This window comes from Clostridium hominis (genome assembly GCF_014287825.1).
Taxonomy (GTDB): domain Bacteria; phylum Bacillota; class Clostridia; order Clostridiales; family Clostridiaceae; genus Clostridium; species Clostridium hominis.
This window is the reverse complement of sequence record NZ_JACOOO010000004.1, coordinates 98,433-118,331: the sequence shown is the minus strand read 5'-3', so window position 1 is coordinate 118,331 and position 19,899 is coordinate 98,433. Positions and strand designations below refer to the sequence as shown.

Here is a 19,899-nt window from a genome sequence, read left to right as displayed (position 1 = left end):
CTCCTATACTAATAAATATATAATTCCTCCAATAACTCCTGAACCCATCATTACTACAATGGGATTTGGTTTCCATTTTCTCAAAATAAACAATGATATAGAAAATAAGAACACTGATATAAAATTAATAGATTCTAAATTAAATGTAATTCCATGTTCGCCAAAGATTGTAAGAGTTAATATTGATAATCCAGCAGAAGCAATAAGAGCTACAACGGCTGGACGAAGTCCTGATAAAGTGCCTTGTATTACATTCAAATCTTTATATTTCATATATATCCAAGCTAGAGTGGAAACAATTATACAAGATGGTAAAATACATCCTATGGTAGCGATAATAGCACCTTGTAAACCTGCTATTCTTATGCCAACGAAGGTAGCTGAATTTATTGCTATTGGACCAGGTGTCATCTCTGCAATTGTTATAAGGTCTGTGAATTCAGTTAATGTAAGCCAATGATGAAGGTCAACAACTTGATTTTGTATTAATGGCATTGATGCTAGTCCCCCACCAATACTAAATAGCCCAACCTGAAAGAAGCTTATGAAAAGCTGTAGTAAAGTCATCTTCGATCACCAACTTTCTTTTTACTATCGATCAAGACAACTCTTAATGCACCTATAACACCACAAACTAATATAATATACATAACATTTATTTTTAATACATAAGTTGCTATAAAAGCTAAAATCATGACAAAGATAGATATAGTATCTTTAGTTTTAGAAATACTGCCTCCCATTGTGAGTACAACATCACAAATAACAGCAGCTACCCCTGCTTGCATAGCTTTTAAAACAGCATTTACAACTATGTTGTCACGAAAAGCTGTGTAGAATGTTGAAATTATAGATAAGATTATTAATGGTGGCAGAACCGTTCCTAAAATTGAAACTAAAGCCCCTGTAATCCCGGCTACTTGATAACCTAGCAATATAGAAGCATTAACGGCAACAGCTCCAGGTGAAGATTGAGCTATAGCTGTAAGATTAAGCATTTCTTCTTCCTCTATCCATTTTAGATCATCAACGAACTTTTTCTTCATAAGAGGTATTATTACAAATCCTCCTCCAAAAGTAAAAGTACTTAGATAAAATGTTGATGTGAAAAGCTTAAGATATACTTGTTTTTTATTTTTCATTTTCTAACTCCCCCTCTCATTAATAAGTATATGGTTTGAGGAATTATATGGGAAATAGTATAATTATATATAGTTCATAATAAATTTCTTATATATGGAGGTAACTATGACTTTAAGGCATATTAAAATATTTGTTGCTGTATGTGAGACAGGGAGTGCTACAGCTGCAGGAGAGAAGCTTTTTATAGCACAACCATCTATAAGTTTAGCTATATCAGAGCTTGAAGATTATTACGGAGTAAAGTTGTTTGATAGACTTTCCAAAAGGTTATATATAACTGAAGCTGGAAAGCATTTTTTAGAGTATGCTAGCCATATTGTAAAGATATTTGAAGAGATGGAGACTGAAATTAGAAATTTTGATACACAAGGGATAATAAGAATAGGTGCAAGCATAACGATAGGAAATTATTTATTACCTAAGTATGTTGAAAAGTTTAAGAGATTACATCCCAATATGGAGGTACAAGCTATAATAGCTAATTCAGATACTATAGAAGAAAATCTTATGAAAAATAATATTGATTTAGCATTAATAGAAGGTATTATACATAGTCCATATTTAAAAAGTATACATTTTAAGGAAGATGAATTAGTTCTTATATGTGGATTATCACATCCTTTAGCAGTAAGGGATGAAATAGAGTTAGAGGATATTAAAAATGAAGACTTATTATTAAGAGAAAAAGGAAGCGCAGGAAGAGAAATTTGTGATGGATTATTTGCTACTAATGGTATAGAGATAAATATTTTATGGGAAAGTACAAGCACTCAAGCTATTGTTAGAGCTGTAATATCAGGATTAGGATTATCTATATTACCTTATCTTTTGGTTAAAGATAGTATTGAAAGAGGAGAAGTAAAAGTTATTAAAATAAAAGATGTGTCTCTTAAGAGAAGTTTTAGTATTATTTATCACAAAAATAAGTTTTTAACTAATAGTGCAAAAGATTTTATGGATATATGTAAATAGTATATTTAATGTAAGGTAAAATTGGAAGAGTATTATTTTAATATTGAGTGGGGGTATCATTTTATTATAGAAGAAGATATAATAAAAAAATAGGTTAATATTTACAGTTAAGGGAGTGTATACAAGTGCTTGATATGACAAAGGGTAATCCAAGTAAGCTAATTATGCGATTTGCGTTACCTATGATTTTGGGAAATATATTCCAACAAATATATAACTTAGTTGATACTATTATAGTAGGTAGATTTGTAGGAGCAGATGCATTAGCTGCGGTGGGATCATCTTTTGCAATTATTACATTTATAACTTCTATAATAATAGGGCTAGCTATGGGTGTAGGGATACTATTTGCACAGTTTTATGGAGCTAAAGAATTAGAAAGGTTTAAGGAGAGCATAGTAGTTTCAGTTGTTTTCATAGGTGGAATAACAGTTATGTTAATGGTTATATCTATATTAGGGATAGATGTAATATTAAATATGTTTAATATGCCAAAGGAGTTATTTAGTTCATCTAAAGATTATTTGATAATAATTTTATTTGGACTAGCTTTTATATTTATATACAATCTAGCAACAGCATTGCTTAGAGCTATTGGAGATTCAAAAAGACCTTTATATTTTCTTATAATATCTTCAATTATAAATGTAGTACTAGATTTAGTTTTTGTAATTAATTTTGGATTAGGGGTAAGAGGAGCTGCTTATGCAACGATAATAGCTCAAGGGGTATCAGCACTTTTAGCTTTTATATATGTAGTTAAAAATGTGTCTTTTATAAAGTTTAAGGCTAAAGATATAAGGATAAGCTCAACAACTTTAAAACTAGTAATAAAGTATTCTGTTTTAACAGCAGTTCAACAATCTATAATGAACTTTGGAATATTGATGGTCCAAGGCTTGGTAAATAAGTTTGGAGTTACTGTAATGGCAGCCTTTGCAGCAGGAGTAAAAATAGATTCAATTGCATATATGCCAGTACAGGATTTTGGTAATGCTTTTGCAACTTATGTAGCTCAAAATAAAGGTGCAGAGAAGCTTGATAGAATAAAAGAAGGTGTTAAATCTACAATAAAAACTATAATTATTTTCTGTCTTGTGACATCGACTTTAATATTGATTTTCTCAAGATATATTATGTTGTTATTTGTAGATAAGAGCGAGGTAGAAGTTATAGCCTTAGGAGTAGAATATATATCAGTAGTTTCTATATTTTATGTATTGATAGGATTCTTATTTATGTTTTATGGGCTATATAGAGGAATTGGAATGCTAAATATGTCAATAATACTTACAATAGTATCATTAGGAACTAGAGTTATTTTAGCATATGTATTATCAGAAACAGCACTAGGAGCAAGAGGGATATGGTGGTCTATTCCTATAGGATGGGCACTAGCAGATTTGTTAGGAGTTATCGCATATAGAAAAAAGTTAGGAAAACAATGGAGCAAGGTAGCAAAATATGGAGTAGAGGCTTGAGAAAATTATAAGCAATGTAAAATATATTTAATTAAAGCTATATCAGATTTATTCTGATATGGCTTTTTCTTTTGCTTTAACTTAGTTTATCTAAAAAAATAGGTTAAGGGCATATTAGGAAATAGATTAGGTGAATTTTGTGAATCCGCAAATAATGTCTAAAAATGAAGAACGATTTATTGAAGGAATTACCAGTTAAATATTTACAATGGACTTCGTTAGTACTATAGTTAGTTATATAAGTAATGAACCAATTAACTAAAATTGAATATACTGAAGTAAGTGACAAGTGAAAGTTGGCAACTAATAGGTAAAGAGAGTGGGAAATAGATGAACTAAGGATATGAAATATAAAGATTTAGGAGGTGTAGTATGAATTTAGTATTTACAAATGATGTACCTATATATATTCAGATTGCGCAGGCTATTGAAGATAATATATTAAAAGATATTTTTAAAGAAAATGAGATGATTCCATCAACTACAGAGATAGCAGTGAGATATAAGATTAATCCAGCTACTGTTGGGAAGGGATTTAATATCCTTGTTGATGAAGGGATTATTTATAAAAAGAGAGGTATAGGTATGTTTGTATCAGAAGGTAGCAAAGCCTTACTTATGAATAAGAGAAAAGAGAGGTTTTTTAAGGATTATATAATAGCTTTAATTGAAGAAGCAAAAAAGCTTAATATTTCTAAAGAGGATATTATAAATATGATTGAGAGAGGGGTATAAGAGATGGCAAAGATAGAGGTTAAAAATTTAAAGAAAAAATATGGAGATAACTTAGTTTTAGATAATATAGACATTACTTTTGATGAAAATAAGATTTACGGGTTATTAGGAAGAAATGGAGCAGGTAAAACTACCCTTTTAAATATAATGACAAATAGAATTTTTCAAGATGATGGAACAGTTGAAGTTGATGGGGAAAATATTCGTGAGAATGATAATGCTTTAGAGAAGATATACTTTATGACAGAGAAGAATTTATTTCCAGAAGGTTATAAGGTAAAGGATATATTTAAATGGACAGCAGAATTTTATTCAAAGTTTAATATGGAATATGCTTTAGAGCTTTCTAAGAAATTTAAACTTGATATAAGTAAGAAGATAAAGAGTCTTTCAACTGGCTATAGTTCAATAGCTAAGATTATAACTGCAATGTCATCACAGGCTGATATTATAATTTATGATGAACCAGTACTTGGATTAGATGCAAATCATAGAGAGTTATTTTATAAGGAATTAATGAAGGATTATATTGAAAATCCAAAGACTGTAATCTTATCAACTCATATTATTGAAGAGGTGTCTGGTCTTTTAGAAAATGTAGTTATATTAAATGATAAAAAAATAGTTAGTACAGATGAAGCAGAAGAATTATTAAATAAGGTTTACACAGTATCAGGATTAAGTCAAAATGTCGATAAATATATAGAGGCTAAAGAGATAGTAAATATTGAAACTTTAAGTAATTTTAAATCTGTAACAGTTTTAGGTGAAATAAATAGCATAGATAGGATTAACGCAGAGAGATTAGGATTAGAATTTTCAAAGGTAGAGCTTCAGAAGTTATTTATATACTTGACAAATAAGGGGGAGGAGCAAGGTGAATAAGAGTTTAAAAATAGCAAAGATCAATACAAATGATATGATAAAGCCAATTATAATATTTTATTGCATTGTAGTAGCATCATTAATTTTAAACCTAGCTTTGGTAAATAGTAATATTCATCTTATGACAAAAGAATTAGAATTAGCAACGGCAATATTCCTTTTTGTATGCGGACTAAACTCCTTTAAAGAAAATTTTTACTTTGCACAAGGAAATAATATATCAAGAAAATCATTTGTTAAAGGTGTTATAGGATCAATATTTCCAATAGCTATAGTTATGTCTATTATTGATATTGTAATAAATAGAGTAGTAAATATTTTTACGGAAATGCCTACTATTTATGATATGATTTGTGGAAGTTATGCATCTATAGATCTTTTAAATAATTCAACAGCGTGGGTTCAAGATAATAGTATATTGGTTATATTTAACAGTGTATTAATTTGCTTTATTTTATATTGCTTAGCTTATGTATTGGGATTAGCAATAAGTATGCTTTACTTTAGATGTAATACAATTATGAAAATATTAGTTTCTGTTATAGGTATAATGATATTAAATTTACTTTCCTTTGTATTTGATACACCTATATTTGAGACACAGTTCGGTAATTTTTATATAGGGTTATTAAGTGATATAGGAATTTTCATATTTTTAGTAGGGATAATATTTTTATTAGTTAAAAATGCAGAAGTTAAGGGGAAATGATGTTATGGATAAAGTTTTAAAGGTAGCTAAGCTTAATATTAAAGATATGATAAGAAGAATGATAATGTTTTATTTAGTTATATCAGTTGTCCTAATGTTTTTTGCTAATATAGGGCAATATGGAGATATTCTTCTGCCGGCAGTAATGGATATAATGACATTTATGTTTTTAATTGAATGTGCAAGTAATACTTTTAAGAAAAAATTTTACTTTACACAAAGCAATAATATATCAAGAAATACATTTGTTAAAGGAATAGTAGTATCTATAGTACCTATATCAATAATTATGGCAGTAGTAGATTTTGCAATAAATAGGGCAGTGAATGTATTTATTAAAGCACCTACAGTTTATGATATGATTTTTACAAGTGGAAGGAATCTTTCAAGTGTACAAGAGAGGTTTAACTGGATTCAAGATGGAAGTCTTGGTGCAATTGTAGGATCAATATTATTTTCTTTTGCACTTTACTGCTTAGCTTATGCTATTGGATTAATACCAGGCGTAATTTCATGTAGATGCAGTGAAAAGGCTCAGCTTGGATTTTCGTTTATGTGGGTAGCTTCAATATGGATATGGCTTAGTATAGGTAACAAATTTGATATTTTAGGTAAAATTAAGATGTTAACTTGGTCTGGTTTTTCAGTAGCAATACTATATTTAGTAACTATTAGTATGTTGATATTAGGATGCTTTAAGCTTATTAAGAAAGCTCAATGCGCTAAATGATAATTGTTTGAGGGTTATTTTATATGAAGTTAAAAGTATTGCATGATAAGAGGTAAATAAGATTGGGGTATAGGCGGTATGAAAGAGTGATAAACTCATACCGTTTTTCTATTATTTACGATAGTATATTTAAATAGATAAATTTAGTTATTAGCAGAAATAGATATTTGAAAAGTTGGTTTTTATGATATGAACTATATGTTTCATGAAATGAACAATTGAGTGTTGGTTTAGTTATGTAATTTTCAAAAATTGAAAATATTTCTTCATCAGTAGAAATATAATAAAAGTAAGTAAAGTTATTTAGATTATGAAACGTTGAACTTTTTAGGAGGAATAAAGATGGGTTTTAGAAAAGATTTTTTATGGGGTGGAGCAACAGCTGCAAACCAATGTGAAGGTGGATATAATGAAGGTGGAAGAGGTCTTGCTAATGTAGACGTTTCTCCAGTTGGAAAAGATAGATTTGCTGTAATAGCAGGTAAAATGAAGATGTTTGATTTTGATGATGAACATTTTTATCCAGCAAAAGAAGCAATAGATATGTATCACCATTTTAGAGAAGATATAAAATTATTTGCAGAAATGGGATTCAAGACTTATCGTTGTTCAATAGCTTGGTCACGTATTTTCCCTAATGGAGATGAAACTGAGCCAAACGAAGAAGGATTAAAATTCTATGAAGAGTTATTTAAAGAGTGTCATAAGTATGGAATAGAACCATTAGTTACTATTACTCACTTTGATTGTCCTATGCACTTAGTTACAGAATACGGTGCATGGAGAAACAGAAAGTTAGTAGGTTTCTACGAAAATTTATGTAATGTAATCTTTAGAAGATATAAAGGGTTAGTAAAATACTGGCTAACATTTAATGAAATTAACATGATCTTACATGCTCCATTTATGGGTGCAGGTCTTTACTTTGAAGAAGGTGAAGATGAAGAGAAGATTAAATATCAAGCAGCTCACCATGAATTAGTAGCAAGTGCTATTGCAACTAAGATAGCTCATGAAGTAGATCCAAACAACATGGTAGGTTGTATGCTTGCAGCAGGACAAACTTATCCATATTCTTGTCATCCAAATGATGTTTGGAAGGGAATGAATGCAGATAGAGAAAACTATTTCTTTATAGATGTTCAATCAAGAGGGCAATACCCAAAATATGCAATTAAGGAAATGGAAAGAAAGGGTATAATGCCTGTAATGGAAGAAGGAGATTTAGAGCTTCTTAAGAATCATACAGTAGACTTTATTTCATTCTCATATTACTCAAGCAGATGTGCAAGTGCTGATCCAGAAGTTAATAAATTAACTGAAGGAAATATATTTGCTTCATTAAAGAACCCATATTTAGATGCAAGTGAATGGGGATGGCAAATAGATCCACTAGGATTAAGAATAACAATGAATACATTATATGATCGTTATCAAAAGCCATTATTCATAGTTGAAAATGGATTAGGAGCAATAGATACTCCAGATGAAAACGGATATGTTAAAGATGATTATAGAATTGATTATTTAAGAGCACACATAAAAGCAATGAGAGATGCAGTTGTAGAAGATGGTGTAGATTTACTTGGATATACAACATGGGGACCAATTGACTTAGTAAGTGCTGGAACAGGTGAAATGAAGAAGCGTTATGGATTTATATATGTAGATAGAGATAATGAAGGTAACGGAACATTAAAACGTAGTAAAAAGAAATCATTTGATTGGTATAAGAAAGTTATAGCATCAAATGGTGAAGATTTAGAATAATATAATTATTAGAAGCAGTATGTATTTAGTACGTACTGCTTTTTTTTATTCTTTATAAAGTTATATTCAATTTTTTTATTTATTAGTCATTTAAAAGTCATAAGTTAAACATTTCATGTACACATATTCTTTTTACAATTAAATCATAGAAAAGAGATAAGGAGATGTTTGATATGGAAAAGAAGTTTGATCATAATGGCTTTGAAGATAAAAATATAGATAACAACTTAAATGGTGATGAGATACTTATAGATGAGGATGATTTACATGATGACAATATCGACTATAGAAGAGATTATGATGAATATTATAAGAAAGTAATAGAAGAGGTTGTAAGTGATTTAAATAAGAAAAACAGGAAAAAGAATAAGATATTGTTTACTGCAGTTACTTGTGCATCTTTATTCGCTTTTTCATGTGGGCTTATTGCTAATAACCACTTAAATAATAGAGTATTAGCTAGTACTCAAGATATGAAGTATGAATTAAATAATAAGGATAACAACCAAGATAAGGATAAGCTATTAAGAGATGAAGAGTTAAATAATAAAGAAGATAAAGTTGAAAAGAAAGAGAATTTATCTATAGAAGAGGTAGTTAAATTAGTATCACCATCAGTAGTTACTATAACTGTAACTTCACAAGGAAATATGTTTACACAACCAAAGAGTGGCGTAGGAACAGGATTTATTGTAGATGAAAATGGAACTGTAGTTACAAATTATCATGTTATAGAAGGGGCTACTAGTATAGTTATTACATTTAAGGACGGAACAGAAGTAACTGGAAAAGTAATAGCAACAAGTAAAAAAGATGATTTAGCAATTTTGGATATCGTAGAAGAAGTTGAAGTGCCAGGGATAGCTGAATTATCTCAGGATGATGAGTTAAATGCAGGGCAAGAGATAGTTGCTATAGGAAATCCGTTAGGAAAAGAATTTTCTGGTACAGTTACTAGAGGGATAATAAGTGCTCCTACTAGAAGAATTACAATGGATGGTGTTGAGAAGGAATTTATACAGATTGATGCAGCTATAAATCCGGGAAATAGTGGAGGTCCATTAATTAATTTAAAAGGTGAGATTATTGGTGTAAATACAGCAAAGCAAAGTGGAGAGAATGTTGAAGGAATAGGTTTTGCAGTATCAATTAAGTATGTTAGAGCAATTTTAGAAAATCCTGAAAATTATATAAATGAGGAGGGACAGAATTCACTAGTGCAATATCCAGATAACTATCAGTATGGAGAGCAACCAGGTGGTGGATATCAAGGAGGAGATTATCCATACGGGGATCAACAAGGAGGTTATCCATTTGGTGGTCAAGCAGGAGATTACTCAGGGGATTACCCATATGGAGGAAACTCAGGACAATATCCATATGGTGGTTATTCAAATGAAGAGCAATATAGAGGAGAACAGAATTCTAGTGGAATTAAGTTAGGAATTCAAATAGTAGAAAAAGAAAATCAGATAGTTGTAGTTGGAGTTGAAGGAGGCAGTGTTGCAGAAAGAACTGGAATACAAGTAAATGACATAATAGTTGGAATAAAAGGAGTTCAAATTACTTCAGCTAATGAATTAAAGGCTCAGTTAAGTTTACTACAAAGTGGAGATAGTATTGAATTAAATGTTCAAAGAAATGGAGAGGTCATAACTTTAAGTGCAATAATTTAAAAAAGTCATAAAAAGGTCATAAAATCACAATTTGTAAATCACAACTATATGGAATAATAAAGCTACTAAAATAGTGCAAGGAGAATAAAATGATGTTGGTTTTAAAAAATGTTTCTAGACAGTTTAATAATGTAAAGGTACTTAAAGATTTAAATGTTGAGTTTAAAAGTGGATTAAATTTTATTGTTGGTCCATCAGGAAGTGGTAAGTCTACATTATTAAAAATTATAAGTGGAATGGATAAAGGATATGAAGGGCAAGTATTTTATAGAGGAAATTCTTTAAAAGAATTTAGTGAAAAAGAGCTAAATGATTATTATTACAATACAGTAGGATTCATATGGCAAGACTTCCAACTTATAAACCATCTTTCTGTTGAAGATAACGTTAAGGTAGTATTAGAGTTATCAGACTTAAGTAATGAAGAGAAAAATAAAAAAGTAACTGCTATTTTAAAAAGGCTGGCTATAGATGGATTAGCAAAGAAGAATGTAGCTCAATTATCAGGAGGCCAAAAACAAAGAGTTGCCATAGCAAGAGCTTTAGTAAAGGATCCAGAAATAATAATTGCTGATGAGCCTACTGGTGCATTAGATAAAAAATCTTCAGCTTTAATAATGAATGCTTTAAAGAGAATAGCTAAAGAAAGATTAGTAATAGTTGTAACACATGATAAATCTTTAATAGATAATGAGAGTAACTGTTTCACGCTAAATGGTGGAAAGATAGTTCAAACAGCTAGTGGAGCTAGTGGGAAGGTTGTAGCAACTAAAAATAAATTAGTCAATCCAAAGTTATCATTTGGCAGTGCTTTTTCATTAGGAGGAAAGAACTTTAAAGGATTATTTATGAAGTTTGGTATGAGTGCGTTAATTTTAATGTTGTCATCATACTTTTTACTATTAAATATAAGTGGAACTGTAGTTAATGAGCAAGAAAATATACTAAATGAGTTAGTTGAAGCTAAAGGTAATAGTTTAAGAGATATAAATATATTTAGTAGTGTAATGGGTGCTGGTGGAACAGATGGAAATGATACTAATAAACCTAATTTAGATATAGAACAAGATGTATCTGAGGTTTTAAAGAAATATCAGGATGATCCAAGAGTAGAGTTTTTTGCCCCAATGGATGTAGTTAATAATATGACAGTTAATATAGATGGGCTTGTAAAAGATTATAAGGTTGAAAATTCTAATAATGCACCGATTATTAATGAAATTATAGAGGGAAGAGTTCCTAAATCAGATGGTAGAGAAGTGGCAGTGCCAAAATTATTTGTAGAAAAAGCGGGATTGAAACCAAGTGATGTTATAGGAAAAACTATAAATATTGAAGGGATGGCATATGATTGGTCAAGTGGCCAACCTCAAGAGGTTAAAGTAAAATTAGATAACTTAACTATAGTAGGTGTAATAGACACAAAGGCATCTTATTCAGATCCTAACTATGGAAAGATGGAATTTGAGTTTGAAGATTCCTTTATATATGGTTTAGATTCAGCTAAAGAATTAAGAGTGCAAAAAAATGCAAGCCAAGAAAATGTTTCATTTATGATGAGAGTTAAAGATATTAAAGATATTATGCCGATAGTAGATGAATTAAACAAAGTTGGAATAACTCCAATGGGTCAGTTTGAAAGCGTAAGTGATATTTTAAGAATAAATGATACAACAAAGGAACAATCAGGGGCAATAACTGTAATAATTTCAGCAATAGCAGTAGTAGTTACAATAGCAGTAGTATTGATTAATGCAATATTAAGAAAAAGAGAATTTGCAATTTTAAAGATAAATGGATATTCAAAGGGAAGTATATTTAATTTAAATGTTGTTGAGAATTTATTAATTGCAATAGCATCTATAGTAATATTTGTAGCAGCATCACCAGTAATTAATAGCTTATCTAACAAAATATTTAGTATGTCAGTATCTGGGGGGAAATCTATGATAACTGGAGTAGCAATTATTTTAGTACAAGGTATTGTTATGGGAATAATATCAGCTCTTATAACATCAGGTATAAAGATTGAAAATAATATAATGACAGGTGATAGATAATGGTTATTTTAAAGAATTTATTTAAAAGCTTTGGAGAAGTAAAAATATGTGATGACGTAAATTATACTTTTAGAGAAAAAGGCTTAACTTGTTTCTTTGGACCAAGTGGTAGTGGAAAAACTACAATATTTAATTTAATAGCTGGATTTGATAGAAGCTATAAAGGTGAAATTGAGGTAAATGATAGTAAGCTTAATGGGTTAAGCATAGAAGATTTATGTAAATATAGATTCAACAATATTGGATTTATATTCCAAAACTATAATCTTTTTAAGGGATATACTGCATTAGAAAATGTATTAATGGGAATTCATTTAGAAAGTGATATAACTGAAGGTGAAAAATTAAAAAGAGCATTAGATTTGCTAAACTCTTTAGGTTTAGAGGAACAGAAAAATCAAAAAATAGAAACTTTAAGTGGTGGACAGAAACAAAGAGTATCTATTGCAAGAGCACTTATTAATGAACCTAATCTTATCTTAGCAGACGAACCAACAGGAGCATTAGATAGTGAATCAACAAAAGCTATAATGGAAATATTGAAAGATATATCTAAGACTAAGCAAGTAATTATGATTTCCCATGATGAAGATGTATTAGAGTATGCGGACGAAGTAATAGAATTAGATGATAATAAAATCAAAGTTATATTTAAAAAGGAAAAAGATCATGAAGAAGTGGCTATAGCTTATGAAGTAGGCGATGGTAAAATTAAAAAAGAGCCTAAACTAGATAATAAAACAGCAAAGAGTATTAGTTTAAAAAACTTTAAAATACACATGTTTAAATTTATTTTAGCTGCTGTAATAATAGCCTTTGGGTCTTCAGCCTTTGTGGCATCACTTTCAACTAAAAAGATTACAAATAATATTATTAATGATTTTAAGACAAAGAACTTTTTCTATAATATAGGTACTGTGCCTACTTTAATTAATGGTGAAAAGGTAACAGAGGATATAAGTGAGCTTTATGATGATATAAAAGCTAATGAAAATTTAGAAAATGTATATTACCAATATGATTTAGAAAATCTAAAAATAAAAAATGGCGATAAGAGTATTGATATACCAGTTAAGGTTCCAACAGCAATAGCAAAAGAAACTATGGCTTATGGAAATATACCAATGACTAATAAGAATGAAATAGCTATATCATCTAATGTTGCAAATAGAATTACAGATGATATAAAAGGACTAATTGGTAAAGAAGTTATATTTGAGTACATCAATAAAGATGGTGAAAGTGAAGAGGTTAAGGTAATTGTTTCTGGATTAACTAATTCTATATATCAAGATTTTATTTTAAGTGATGACCTAGAGGGAAAGATTTATGAAAATGCACAAATAGATAAAGAGAATCCAACAGCAATTTCATTTACAGTAAAGGATTTTGAGAAAATTCCTGATGTTGAAAAAGAGTTAAAGAGCAATGATATTGGAGTATTTACAAAAGCTAATGAAGTTGAAGCCTTCCAAAAGTCATTTACTAGCTTATTAAAGCTATACACAGTATTATCTTATTTAATTTTAATAGTTGGATTAGTTATCAGTGCAATAATTCTATACAGGGTAACTATTGAAAGGTATACTGAAATTGGAACTCTTGGAGCGCTAGGATATACTAAATCAAATATAAATAAGATTATATTTAGAGAAAGTGTTTACTTTGCAGGACTTTCAACTATTATTGCCTTTGCATCAATATTCGTTTTTGATTTAATTTATAAAATGCAGTTTGGATATGGTATAGAGGTTAATTTTGTTAGTATTGCAATTCTAGTAGTTATAAATTTAGGATTAACAATAGGTCTATCAGGATTTATAAACAATAAATTAGTTAAAACAGAGATAGTAGCAGCGTTAAAGAGTTAGTTATTGAAATAAGTTATAGACGGTAGTTGTAGATTATAGTTGTGGACATTGGTTATAGACTTTAGTTTAGGAGTAAATTTCAAAACTCAATTAAAAGAGTTTTTCCTTAAGTGTTGTCTAGTACTGATGTCTACAACTTTTTTATAAAGCTTTGTTAGATATTTTCGGATAGCTGTGACTTTTATAACTTCAATTTTGTATATTTTGTTAATTATTATTACAAGTCAAATAGTTTTTAGGGTAATATATATTATATAGCAATGTAGAGGTGAGATATGAAGAATAAAACTGTTTTGATAGTAGAAGATGAAGAAAAAATAAATAAGATGCTTTGTGATTATTTTAAATTTAATGAATTTAATGTAATTAGTGCTAACGATGGGTTAGAGGCAGTAGAAAAGTTTAATGATTCTATAGATTTAATAATATTAGATGTTATGTTACCTAAGCTAGATGGATTTACAGTTCTTAGAAGAATAAGAAAAAAATCAGATGTTCCTGTGATTATGGTTACTGCTAGAGCTGATGAAGAGGATGTGTTGATGGGCTATGAATTAAATGTTGATGATTATGTAACAAAACCATTTAATTCAGAGATTTTATTAGCAAAGGCTAAAGTTCTTTTAAGTAGGATTGAAGCAATGACATTGAATGGTAAAGAAAATATACAAGAAGATATACTAGAATACAATGGTGTAAAGCTAGATAAATTAAAGATGGAAGTATATATAGATGATGAGCAAATTGAAATTGAGCCTAAGCAGTTTGAGGTGTTAGAGTACTTAATGGAAAATAAGAATATAGTTATATCTAGAGAAAAGCTTTTAGAGACAAAGTGGGGATATGATTATTATGGAAATACAAGGGTAGTAGATGCTCAGATAAAGAAGCTTAGAAAAAATCTTAAACATAAATCCTATTGTATAAAAACTATTTTTGGATCAGGGTACAAGTTCGATGTTGAATAGATTTATAAAGAAAAGTGTTGCTTCAAAATTATTTTTAATGAATTTGCTTATTTTAATTTGTATTATAGTATCACAGTTAGTTTTTCAAGTATTATACTTTGAAGAATATTACATAAATCAAAAAAAGAACAAGTTAGAAAAAAACTTGGAAGAGTTTAAATATTTTTTAGAAGATGAATATAGTAAAGAGAAAGTAATGGACTTTATACAAGATATAAAAAAGAAAGAGAATGTAGCTTTATCTTTTAGAAATTCAGATTTTAGTGGTGGAATCGGTCTTGAAGCATACATGGGTAGTAGACATATTGTTATGAATGATAGTAGGGCTAATATAAGTTATAAGATAATTTTAGGAGAGCAGTTTCCTAAGGTAGACATCAAAAAAGGTGATATAGTACAGGCATTTGGAAGTGTTGATCAATATGGATACCTTTTTCCGCAAAGAATTTTTATCAATGGAGTAGAACTTCAATCCTATTATAATATTATCCCAAGTGAAATTTGGCAGAGTGAGAGTAGTGCTATAACTTCTCCAGCTTTAGTTATACCAAGTGGAGAGAATATATATGTTGAAGGAAAAGCTGATAGTATAGTGCAAGAGGATAATACTTATACGCTTCTTGGTAATTCGGATTTATATTTAAGTACACAGGATAAAGGAAATATAGTATTAAATGATAAGTATGTAGCGAAAACTGGTAATATAAATAGTGTAGATGAAATTTTAGTTTCTAGTGAAAGATTTGGTAGCGGATATATAATTGCTATAACTCCATTATCAGAGGTAAATGATGTTATTGGTACAATGAATAGCTATTATTTGATTGTATTTATAGTAGCCTTTTTATTAGTAATTGTTATATCTTTAATCTATTCAAAGTTTATGACTAAGCCTTTAGCTGAGATGAGTAATGTAGCTAAGAAAATATCAGAGTGTGATTTCCAATATAAATATGATGTTAAAAGTGAAGATGAAATTGGAGTATTAGGAAATTCGTTAAATTTAATCTCAAATAACTTAGAAAAAAGCTTAAGTGAATTACAAGAAGCTAATAAAAAGCTTAAAGAAGAGATGGATATAAAAAAGATTCAAGAAGAGAAACGTAAGGAGCTTATAGCGAATATTTCTCATGAGTTAAAAACACCTATTACTATAATTCAAGGAAGTATAAATGGTGTGAAAAGTGGAATGTATACTGAAGATATGTATGAAGACATATTAGAAGAAACAAATAAGATGAATGAACTAGTAAAAGAAATGCTAGAAATATCAAAATTAGAGTCTACAACATTTGTTTTAAAGAAAGAAGCTTTTGATTTAACAAGTGTATTCTTAAAAGAGAAAGATAAGCTTAAATCAATTATAAAAGAGAAAAATTTAAATATAGTATTCAATGATTATGATGAATCTATAGTTTTTGGAGATGAAAAAAGAATAAATCAAGTAGTAACAAACCTTTTAACTAATGCTATTAAATATACTCCAGATGGTGAAAAAATAGATATTAATATAGAATTAAACCAAGATGAGGATAGATATGTATTTTCTATAGAGAACTTTGGAATATCATTAACTACAGAAGAGATAGAAAAGATATGGGATCCATTTTATAGAAAAGAGAAATCAAGAAATAAAAAGTTCGGAGGAACAGGGCTTGGATTATCTATTGTAAAAAGAATATTAGAAATTCATAATAGTAAATTTGGAGTAGAAAGTACATCAAATAGTGTAAGGTTCTACTTTACTATACAAAAGTGTATGGCATACTAATCTATTATGTGATGTATCATTAAGGGGGATATGATACATCACTATTTTATTATATAAATAATTACAAGTTTTTTATTATTAATTATTAATTGTTTGAGATAGTATTAGATATATACGGTTATATTTTAAATAATCTTGAAATAATAAGGGGTGGAGTAAGGTGGATATATTAAAAGTTAATCAATATATAAGAGATGTAAAAATGAATAAAAATAAAGTTAGTAGTTATGATGAATATCCATTTTGTCTTCCTGCAATAAAGGAGCTTGATGTATTAGAGTTGCATCCTTCTGTTACTTTTATAATAGGGGAAAACGGTTCAGGTAAATCTACTTTACTTGAAGCTATAGCTGTAAATTATGGGTTTAATCCTGAAGGTGGTACTAAAAATTTTAATTTCTCAACTAATGATACTCACTCAAGTCTTCATAAGTATATTAAGCTAACTAAAGGAATAAAGATGCCTGAAACAGGGTATTTTCTAAGGGCAGAAAGCTTTTATAATGTAGCATCTAATATAGATAAGCTTGATAGTGAGGGTATGGGGAATAGAGTAATAGATTCTTATGGAGGAGTTTCTCTTCATGAACAATCTCATGGAGAGGCCTTCTTTTCTACTATAATGAATAGATTTTCCGGAAGAGGATTATATATTTTAGATGAGCCAGAATCAGCATTATCACCATCAAGACAGCTAGCTATGATTTCGAGGATAGATGGATTAGTAAAAGAAGGGGCGCAATTTATTATAGCAACTCACTCACCAATTTTAATGAGTTATCCAGAGTCAGTATTGTATGAAATAAGCGATAAAATAGAAGAAAAACATTATACAGAGACTTATCCTTTTAACATAACAAGAAGTTTTTTAAATAATCCTGAGAAATATTTAAAAATATTATTAAAGGAATAGGAATTAAACAGTATATGTAGTAAATATAATTATATAAGGCAGAAAATTTATATTTTTAAGTATTAAAATTAGTTTAGTTAAAAGGGGGGATAAAACCTAAGTACTTATAATTATGTTAAATAACATGGTTGTAAGTTTTAGAGGCTTTGTATGAAAAGTATTTTAATAATAGCTGATACTGAAGATAGGGATAAGGAGTTGAGGGATGAAATAATAAAGAAAATAGACAGTCATCTAGAAGGTAAGGCAGAAAAGTATTTTTTGTATTTAGACGATATGAAGATAAATCCCTGTTTAGGATGTTTTAATTGTTGGGTAAAAACTCCTGGTAAATGTATCATAAATGATGATAATGAACTTAAGAATAGATTATTTATAGAATGTGATTACATAGTTTTAGTTTCAAGAATATTGTATGGAATGTACTCACCAACATTTAAAGTTGCTCTTGATAGAATAATACCTAATATTTCACCATTCTTTCAATTAGTAAATGGTGAGATGCATCATAAAAAGAGATATAAAAAAGATTTTAAAATGTTTGTAATTGGATATAGTACTAAATTATATAGTGGCGAAGTTAAAACATTTAAAGAATTATTTAATAGAAATATGATTAATTTCCATTGCACACAAAATGAATTTTTAATCCTTGAGGACAATAATAACCTACAGATTAAAATAACTAGTAGATTAGATAATTTGTGTAAGGAGAGTTAAGTTATGAATATGGTATTGATTAATGGAAGTCCTAAAGGGGAAAAGTCTTGCAGTAACTATTTATTAGAAATATTTAAAAGTGAGTTTGAGAAAGAAAATAATGTTTATGAAGTTGCCATATTAGATAAAAGAATAAAAGATGAAGACAAGTTTCATATTATATCTAATTGCGATAATATAGTTATTGCTTTACCACTTTATGTAGATTGTCTTCCGGCTACGGTGATTAAGTTCTTAGAGGGCTTTGAAAAATATACTAAAGATAATAAGATAAAATGTGATTCAAGGTTATATTGTATAGTTAACTGCGGATTTTATGAAGGTATACAGAATAGGCAAGCACTTAAGGTAGTTAAAAACTTTACGCAGCATATTGATAAGCTAAAGTATTGTGGAGGAATAGGTGTTGGAACTGGCCCTTTTATTTATGGTAGTGCTAATATTCCATGGGAAGCAAAGATTAAAGCATCAGTAAAAGAGAAGGTAGATAATCTTATTCAAGCAATAAGTAATGGAGAGTCAATGAATAAAGATTTATTTGCCGAAGCAAATATGAATAAAACATTATATATCCAAGCTGGAAATTTTGGATGGATAAGTTCGGGCTTTAAAAATAAAGTCTATTTAAAAGGCTTTAATAATAAGCCATATAAGAAATAATTAATTAGTTTATTACATTTTGAAAAATTATTAATTATTATGAAGTTAGTCTTAAAAGATGTATCGATTTGATACATCTTTTATTTTATAAAAAAATTAATGAAAGGTGGTACATATTGAAATAATAAGGTGTACTATGATATAAGAAAGGTATTGACCAAGTGGTCAGTTGGTGATATTATTTAAAATAATAAAGGAAATAATGTTAAAGGAGTTTGGAGATGAGTGATAAAGATATTCAAAATGCAGAAGTAAAAGAAAAAATAATAAAAGCTGCTATAGAAGAATTTGCTGAAAATGGATATAAAGCTGCATCTACAAATAGTATTTGTAAAAAAGCTAAGGTATCAAAAGGCTTAATTTATTATTATTTCAAGTCTAAAGAAGAGATTTATTTAAATGCGCTTAAATTTGCTATAGATGAATTTAAGGAAAATGTAACTATACAAATTAATGATAATAGTAAAAATGGTATTAATTATATAAGTGAATATTTTGATACAAAATTTAAATTTTTTAGAGAAAATCCTCTTTATTCTAAGCTAATTATTAATTCATTATTAAATGATAATACTGAAGAGGCTAAAAAATTAGGGGAAGAATTTCAAAGGTATAACAATAGTCTAATATTTGAAATTATAAAAAGTATAGATATAAATCCAAAGTTTAATAGAGAAAAGGCTTTTGAATTAGTACTTATGATAGGTGAGAAGCTAGAAGAAAAGCATATGAAAGATATTGAAAATAAGCAGAAGGATACCGCTATCGAAGAGTTTAGAAAAGATCATAAACTTATGATAGAAATGGTATTTGAAGGTATAGATAAATAAAAGGA

Annotated in this window: 18 protein-coding genes; 16 read left to right on the top strand and 2 right to left on the bottom strand. The window is 28.7% G+C overall.

Translation table 11 applies throughout. The features are described from left to right. Nucleotides 1-3: 3 nt before the first annotated feature. Entirely contained in the window at nucleotides 4-567 is a 564-nt protein-coding gene (locus H8S20_RS02390; RefSeq protein WP_186859216.1) for a chromate transporter, read from the bottom strand. Continuing rightward, on the bottom strand, nucleotides 564-1,142 hold the full coding sequence (locus H8S20_RS02385) for a chromate transporter (RefSeq protein WP_186859215.1): 579 nt from the start codon (nucleotides 1,140-1,142) through the stop codon (nucleotides 564-566). The genes H8S20_RS02390 and H8S20_RS02385 overlap by 4 nt, the downstream gene beginning before the upstream one ends. Nucleotides 1,143-1,248: 106 nt before the next feature. On the opposite strand from H8S20_RS02385, the gene H8S20_RS02380 reads away from it, so the two are divergent. The 16 genes from H8S20_RS02380 to H8S20_RS02305 all read left to right on the top strand — a co-directional run bounded on the left by H8S20_RS02380 (nucleotide 1,249) and on the right by H8S20_RS02305 (nucleotide 19,894). Further along, nucleotides 1,249-2,115, top strand: coding sequence for a LysR family transcriptional regulator (locus H8S20_RS02380; protein WP_032119713.1), 867 nt, complete (start codon nucleotides 1,249-1,251; stop codon nucleotides 2,113-2,115). 134 nt (nucleotides 2,116-2,249) lie between these two features. Next, nucleotides 2,250-3,596, top strand: a complete 1,347-nt coding sequence (locus tag H8S20_RS02375) for an MATE family efflux transporter (RefSeq protein ID WP_186859412.1) — start codon at nucleotides 2,250-2,252, stop codon at nucleotides 3,594-3,596. Nucleotides 3,597-3,968: 372 nt separating this feature from the next. Next, nucleotides 3,969-4,331, top strand: a complete 363-nt coding sequence (locus tag H8S20_RS02370; RefSeq protein ID WP_032119712.1) for a GntR family transcriptional regulator — start codon at nucleotides 3,969-3,971, stop codon at nucleotides 4,329-4,331. A 3-nt stretch (nucleotides 4,332-4,334) separates the two neighbouring features. After that, complete coding sequence (locus H8S20_RS02365) at nucleotides 4,335-5,216, top strand: ABC transporter ATP-binding protein (RefSeq protein ID WP_032119711.1); 882 nt, start codon at nucleotides 4,335-4,337, stop codon at nucleotides 5,214-5,216. Beyond that, nucleotides 5,209-5,925: a hypothetical protein gene (locus H8S20_RS02360; RefSeq protein ID WP_051986960.1), complete on the top strand. Its 717-nt coding sequence runs from the start codon at nucleotides 5,209-5,211 to the stop codon at nucleotides 5,923-5,925. The genes H8S20_RS02365 and H8S20_RS02360 overlap by 8 nt, the downstream gene beginning before the upstream one ends. 4 nt (nucleotides 5,926-5,929) lie before the next feature. Beyond that, nucleotides 5,930-6,655, top strand: coding sequence for a hypothetical protein (locus H8S20_RS02355; RefSeq protein ID WP_032119710.1), 726 nt, complete (start codon nucleotides 5,930-5,932; stop codon nucleotides 6,653-6,655). 342 nt (nucleotides 6,656-6,997) lie between these two features. Next, nucleotides 6,998-8,425: a 6-phospho-beta-glucosidase gene (locus H8S20_RS02350; RefSeq protein ID WP_032119709.1), complete on the top strand. Its 1,428-nt coding sequence runs from the start codon at nucleotides 6,998-7,000 to the stop codon at nucleotides 8,423-8,425. A gap of 173 nt (nucleotides 8,426-8,598) precedes the next feature. Next, nucleotides 8,599-10,101: a S1C family serine protease gene (locus tag H8S20_RS02345; RefSeq protein WP_051986959.1), complete on the top strand. Its 1,503-nt coding sequence runs from the start codon at nucleotides 8,599-8,601 to the stop codon at nucleotides 10,099-10,101. Nucleotides 10,102-10,190: 89 nt separating this feature from the next. Continuing rightward, nucleotides 10,191-12,161: an ABC transporter ATP-binding protein/permease gene (locus tag H8S20_RS02340; protein WP_081921799.1), complete on the top strand. Its 1,971-nt coding sequence runs from the start codon at nucleotides 10,191-10,193 to the stop codon at nucleotides 12,159-12,161. Then, entirely contained in the window at nucleotides 12,161-14,032 is a 1,872-nt protein-coding gene (locus tag H8S20_RS02335; protein ID WP_032119708.1) for an ABC transporter ATP-binding protein/permease, read from the top strand. The genes H8S20_RS02340 and H8S20_RS02335 overlap by 1 nt, the downstream gene beginning before the upstream one ends. Before the next feature lie 275 nt (nucleotides 14,033-14,307). Further along, the gene (locus H8S20_RS02330; RefSeq protein WP_032119707.1) at nucleotides 14,308-15,000 is read left to right on the top strand and encodes a response regulator transcription factor; all 693 of its coding nucleotides are present in this window, start codon (nucleotides 14,308-14,310) and stop codon (nucleotides 14,998-15,000) included. Next, nucleotides 14,990-16,771, top strand: coding sequence for a HAMP domain-containing sensor histidine kinase (locus H8S20_RS02325; protein ID WP_051986957.1), 1,782 nt, complete (start codon nucleotides 14,990-14,992; stop codon nucleotides 16,769-16,771). The genes H8S20_RS02330 and H8S20_RS02325 overlap by 11 nt, the downstream gene beginning before the upstream one ends. Nucleotides 16,772-16,931: 160 nt before the next feature. Next, on the top strand, nucleotides 16,932-17,684 hold the full coding sequence (locus H8S20_RS02320) for an AAA family ATPase (protein ID WP_032119706.1): 753 nt from the start codon (nucleotides 16,932-16,934) through the stop codon (nucleotides 17,682-17,684). Nucleotides 17,685-17,834: 150 nt separating this feature from the next. Continuing rightward, nucleotides 17,835-18,404 carry a flavodoxin family protein gene (locus tag H8S20_RS02315; protein ID WP_051986956.1) on the top strand — a complete coding sequence of 190 codons (570 nt, stop codon included), beginning with the start codon at nucleotides 17,835-17,837 and terminating at the stop codon, nucleotides 18,402-18,404. A gap of 3 nt (nucleotides 18,405-18,407) precedes the next feature. Next, on the top strand, nucleotides 18,408-19,064 hold the full coding sequence (locus H8S20_RS02310; protein WP_051986955.1) for a hypothetical protein: 657 nt from the start codon (nucleotides 18,408-18,410) through the stop codon (nucleotides 19,062-19,064). A 221-nt stretch (nucleotides 19,065-19,285) separates the two neighbouring features. Further along, the gene (locus H8S20_RS02305; RefSeq protein WP_051986954.1) at nucleotides 19,286-19,894 is read left to right on the top strand and encodes a TetR/AcrR family transcriptional regulator; all 609 of its coding nucleotides are present in this window, start codon (nucleotides 19,286-19,288) and stop codon (nucleotides 19,892-19,894) included. Nucleotides 19,895-19,899 lie beyond the last annotated feature (5 nt).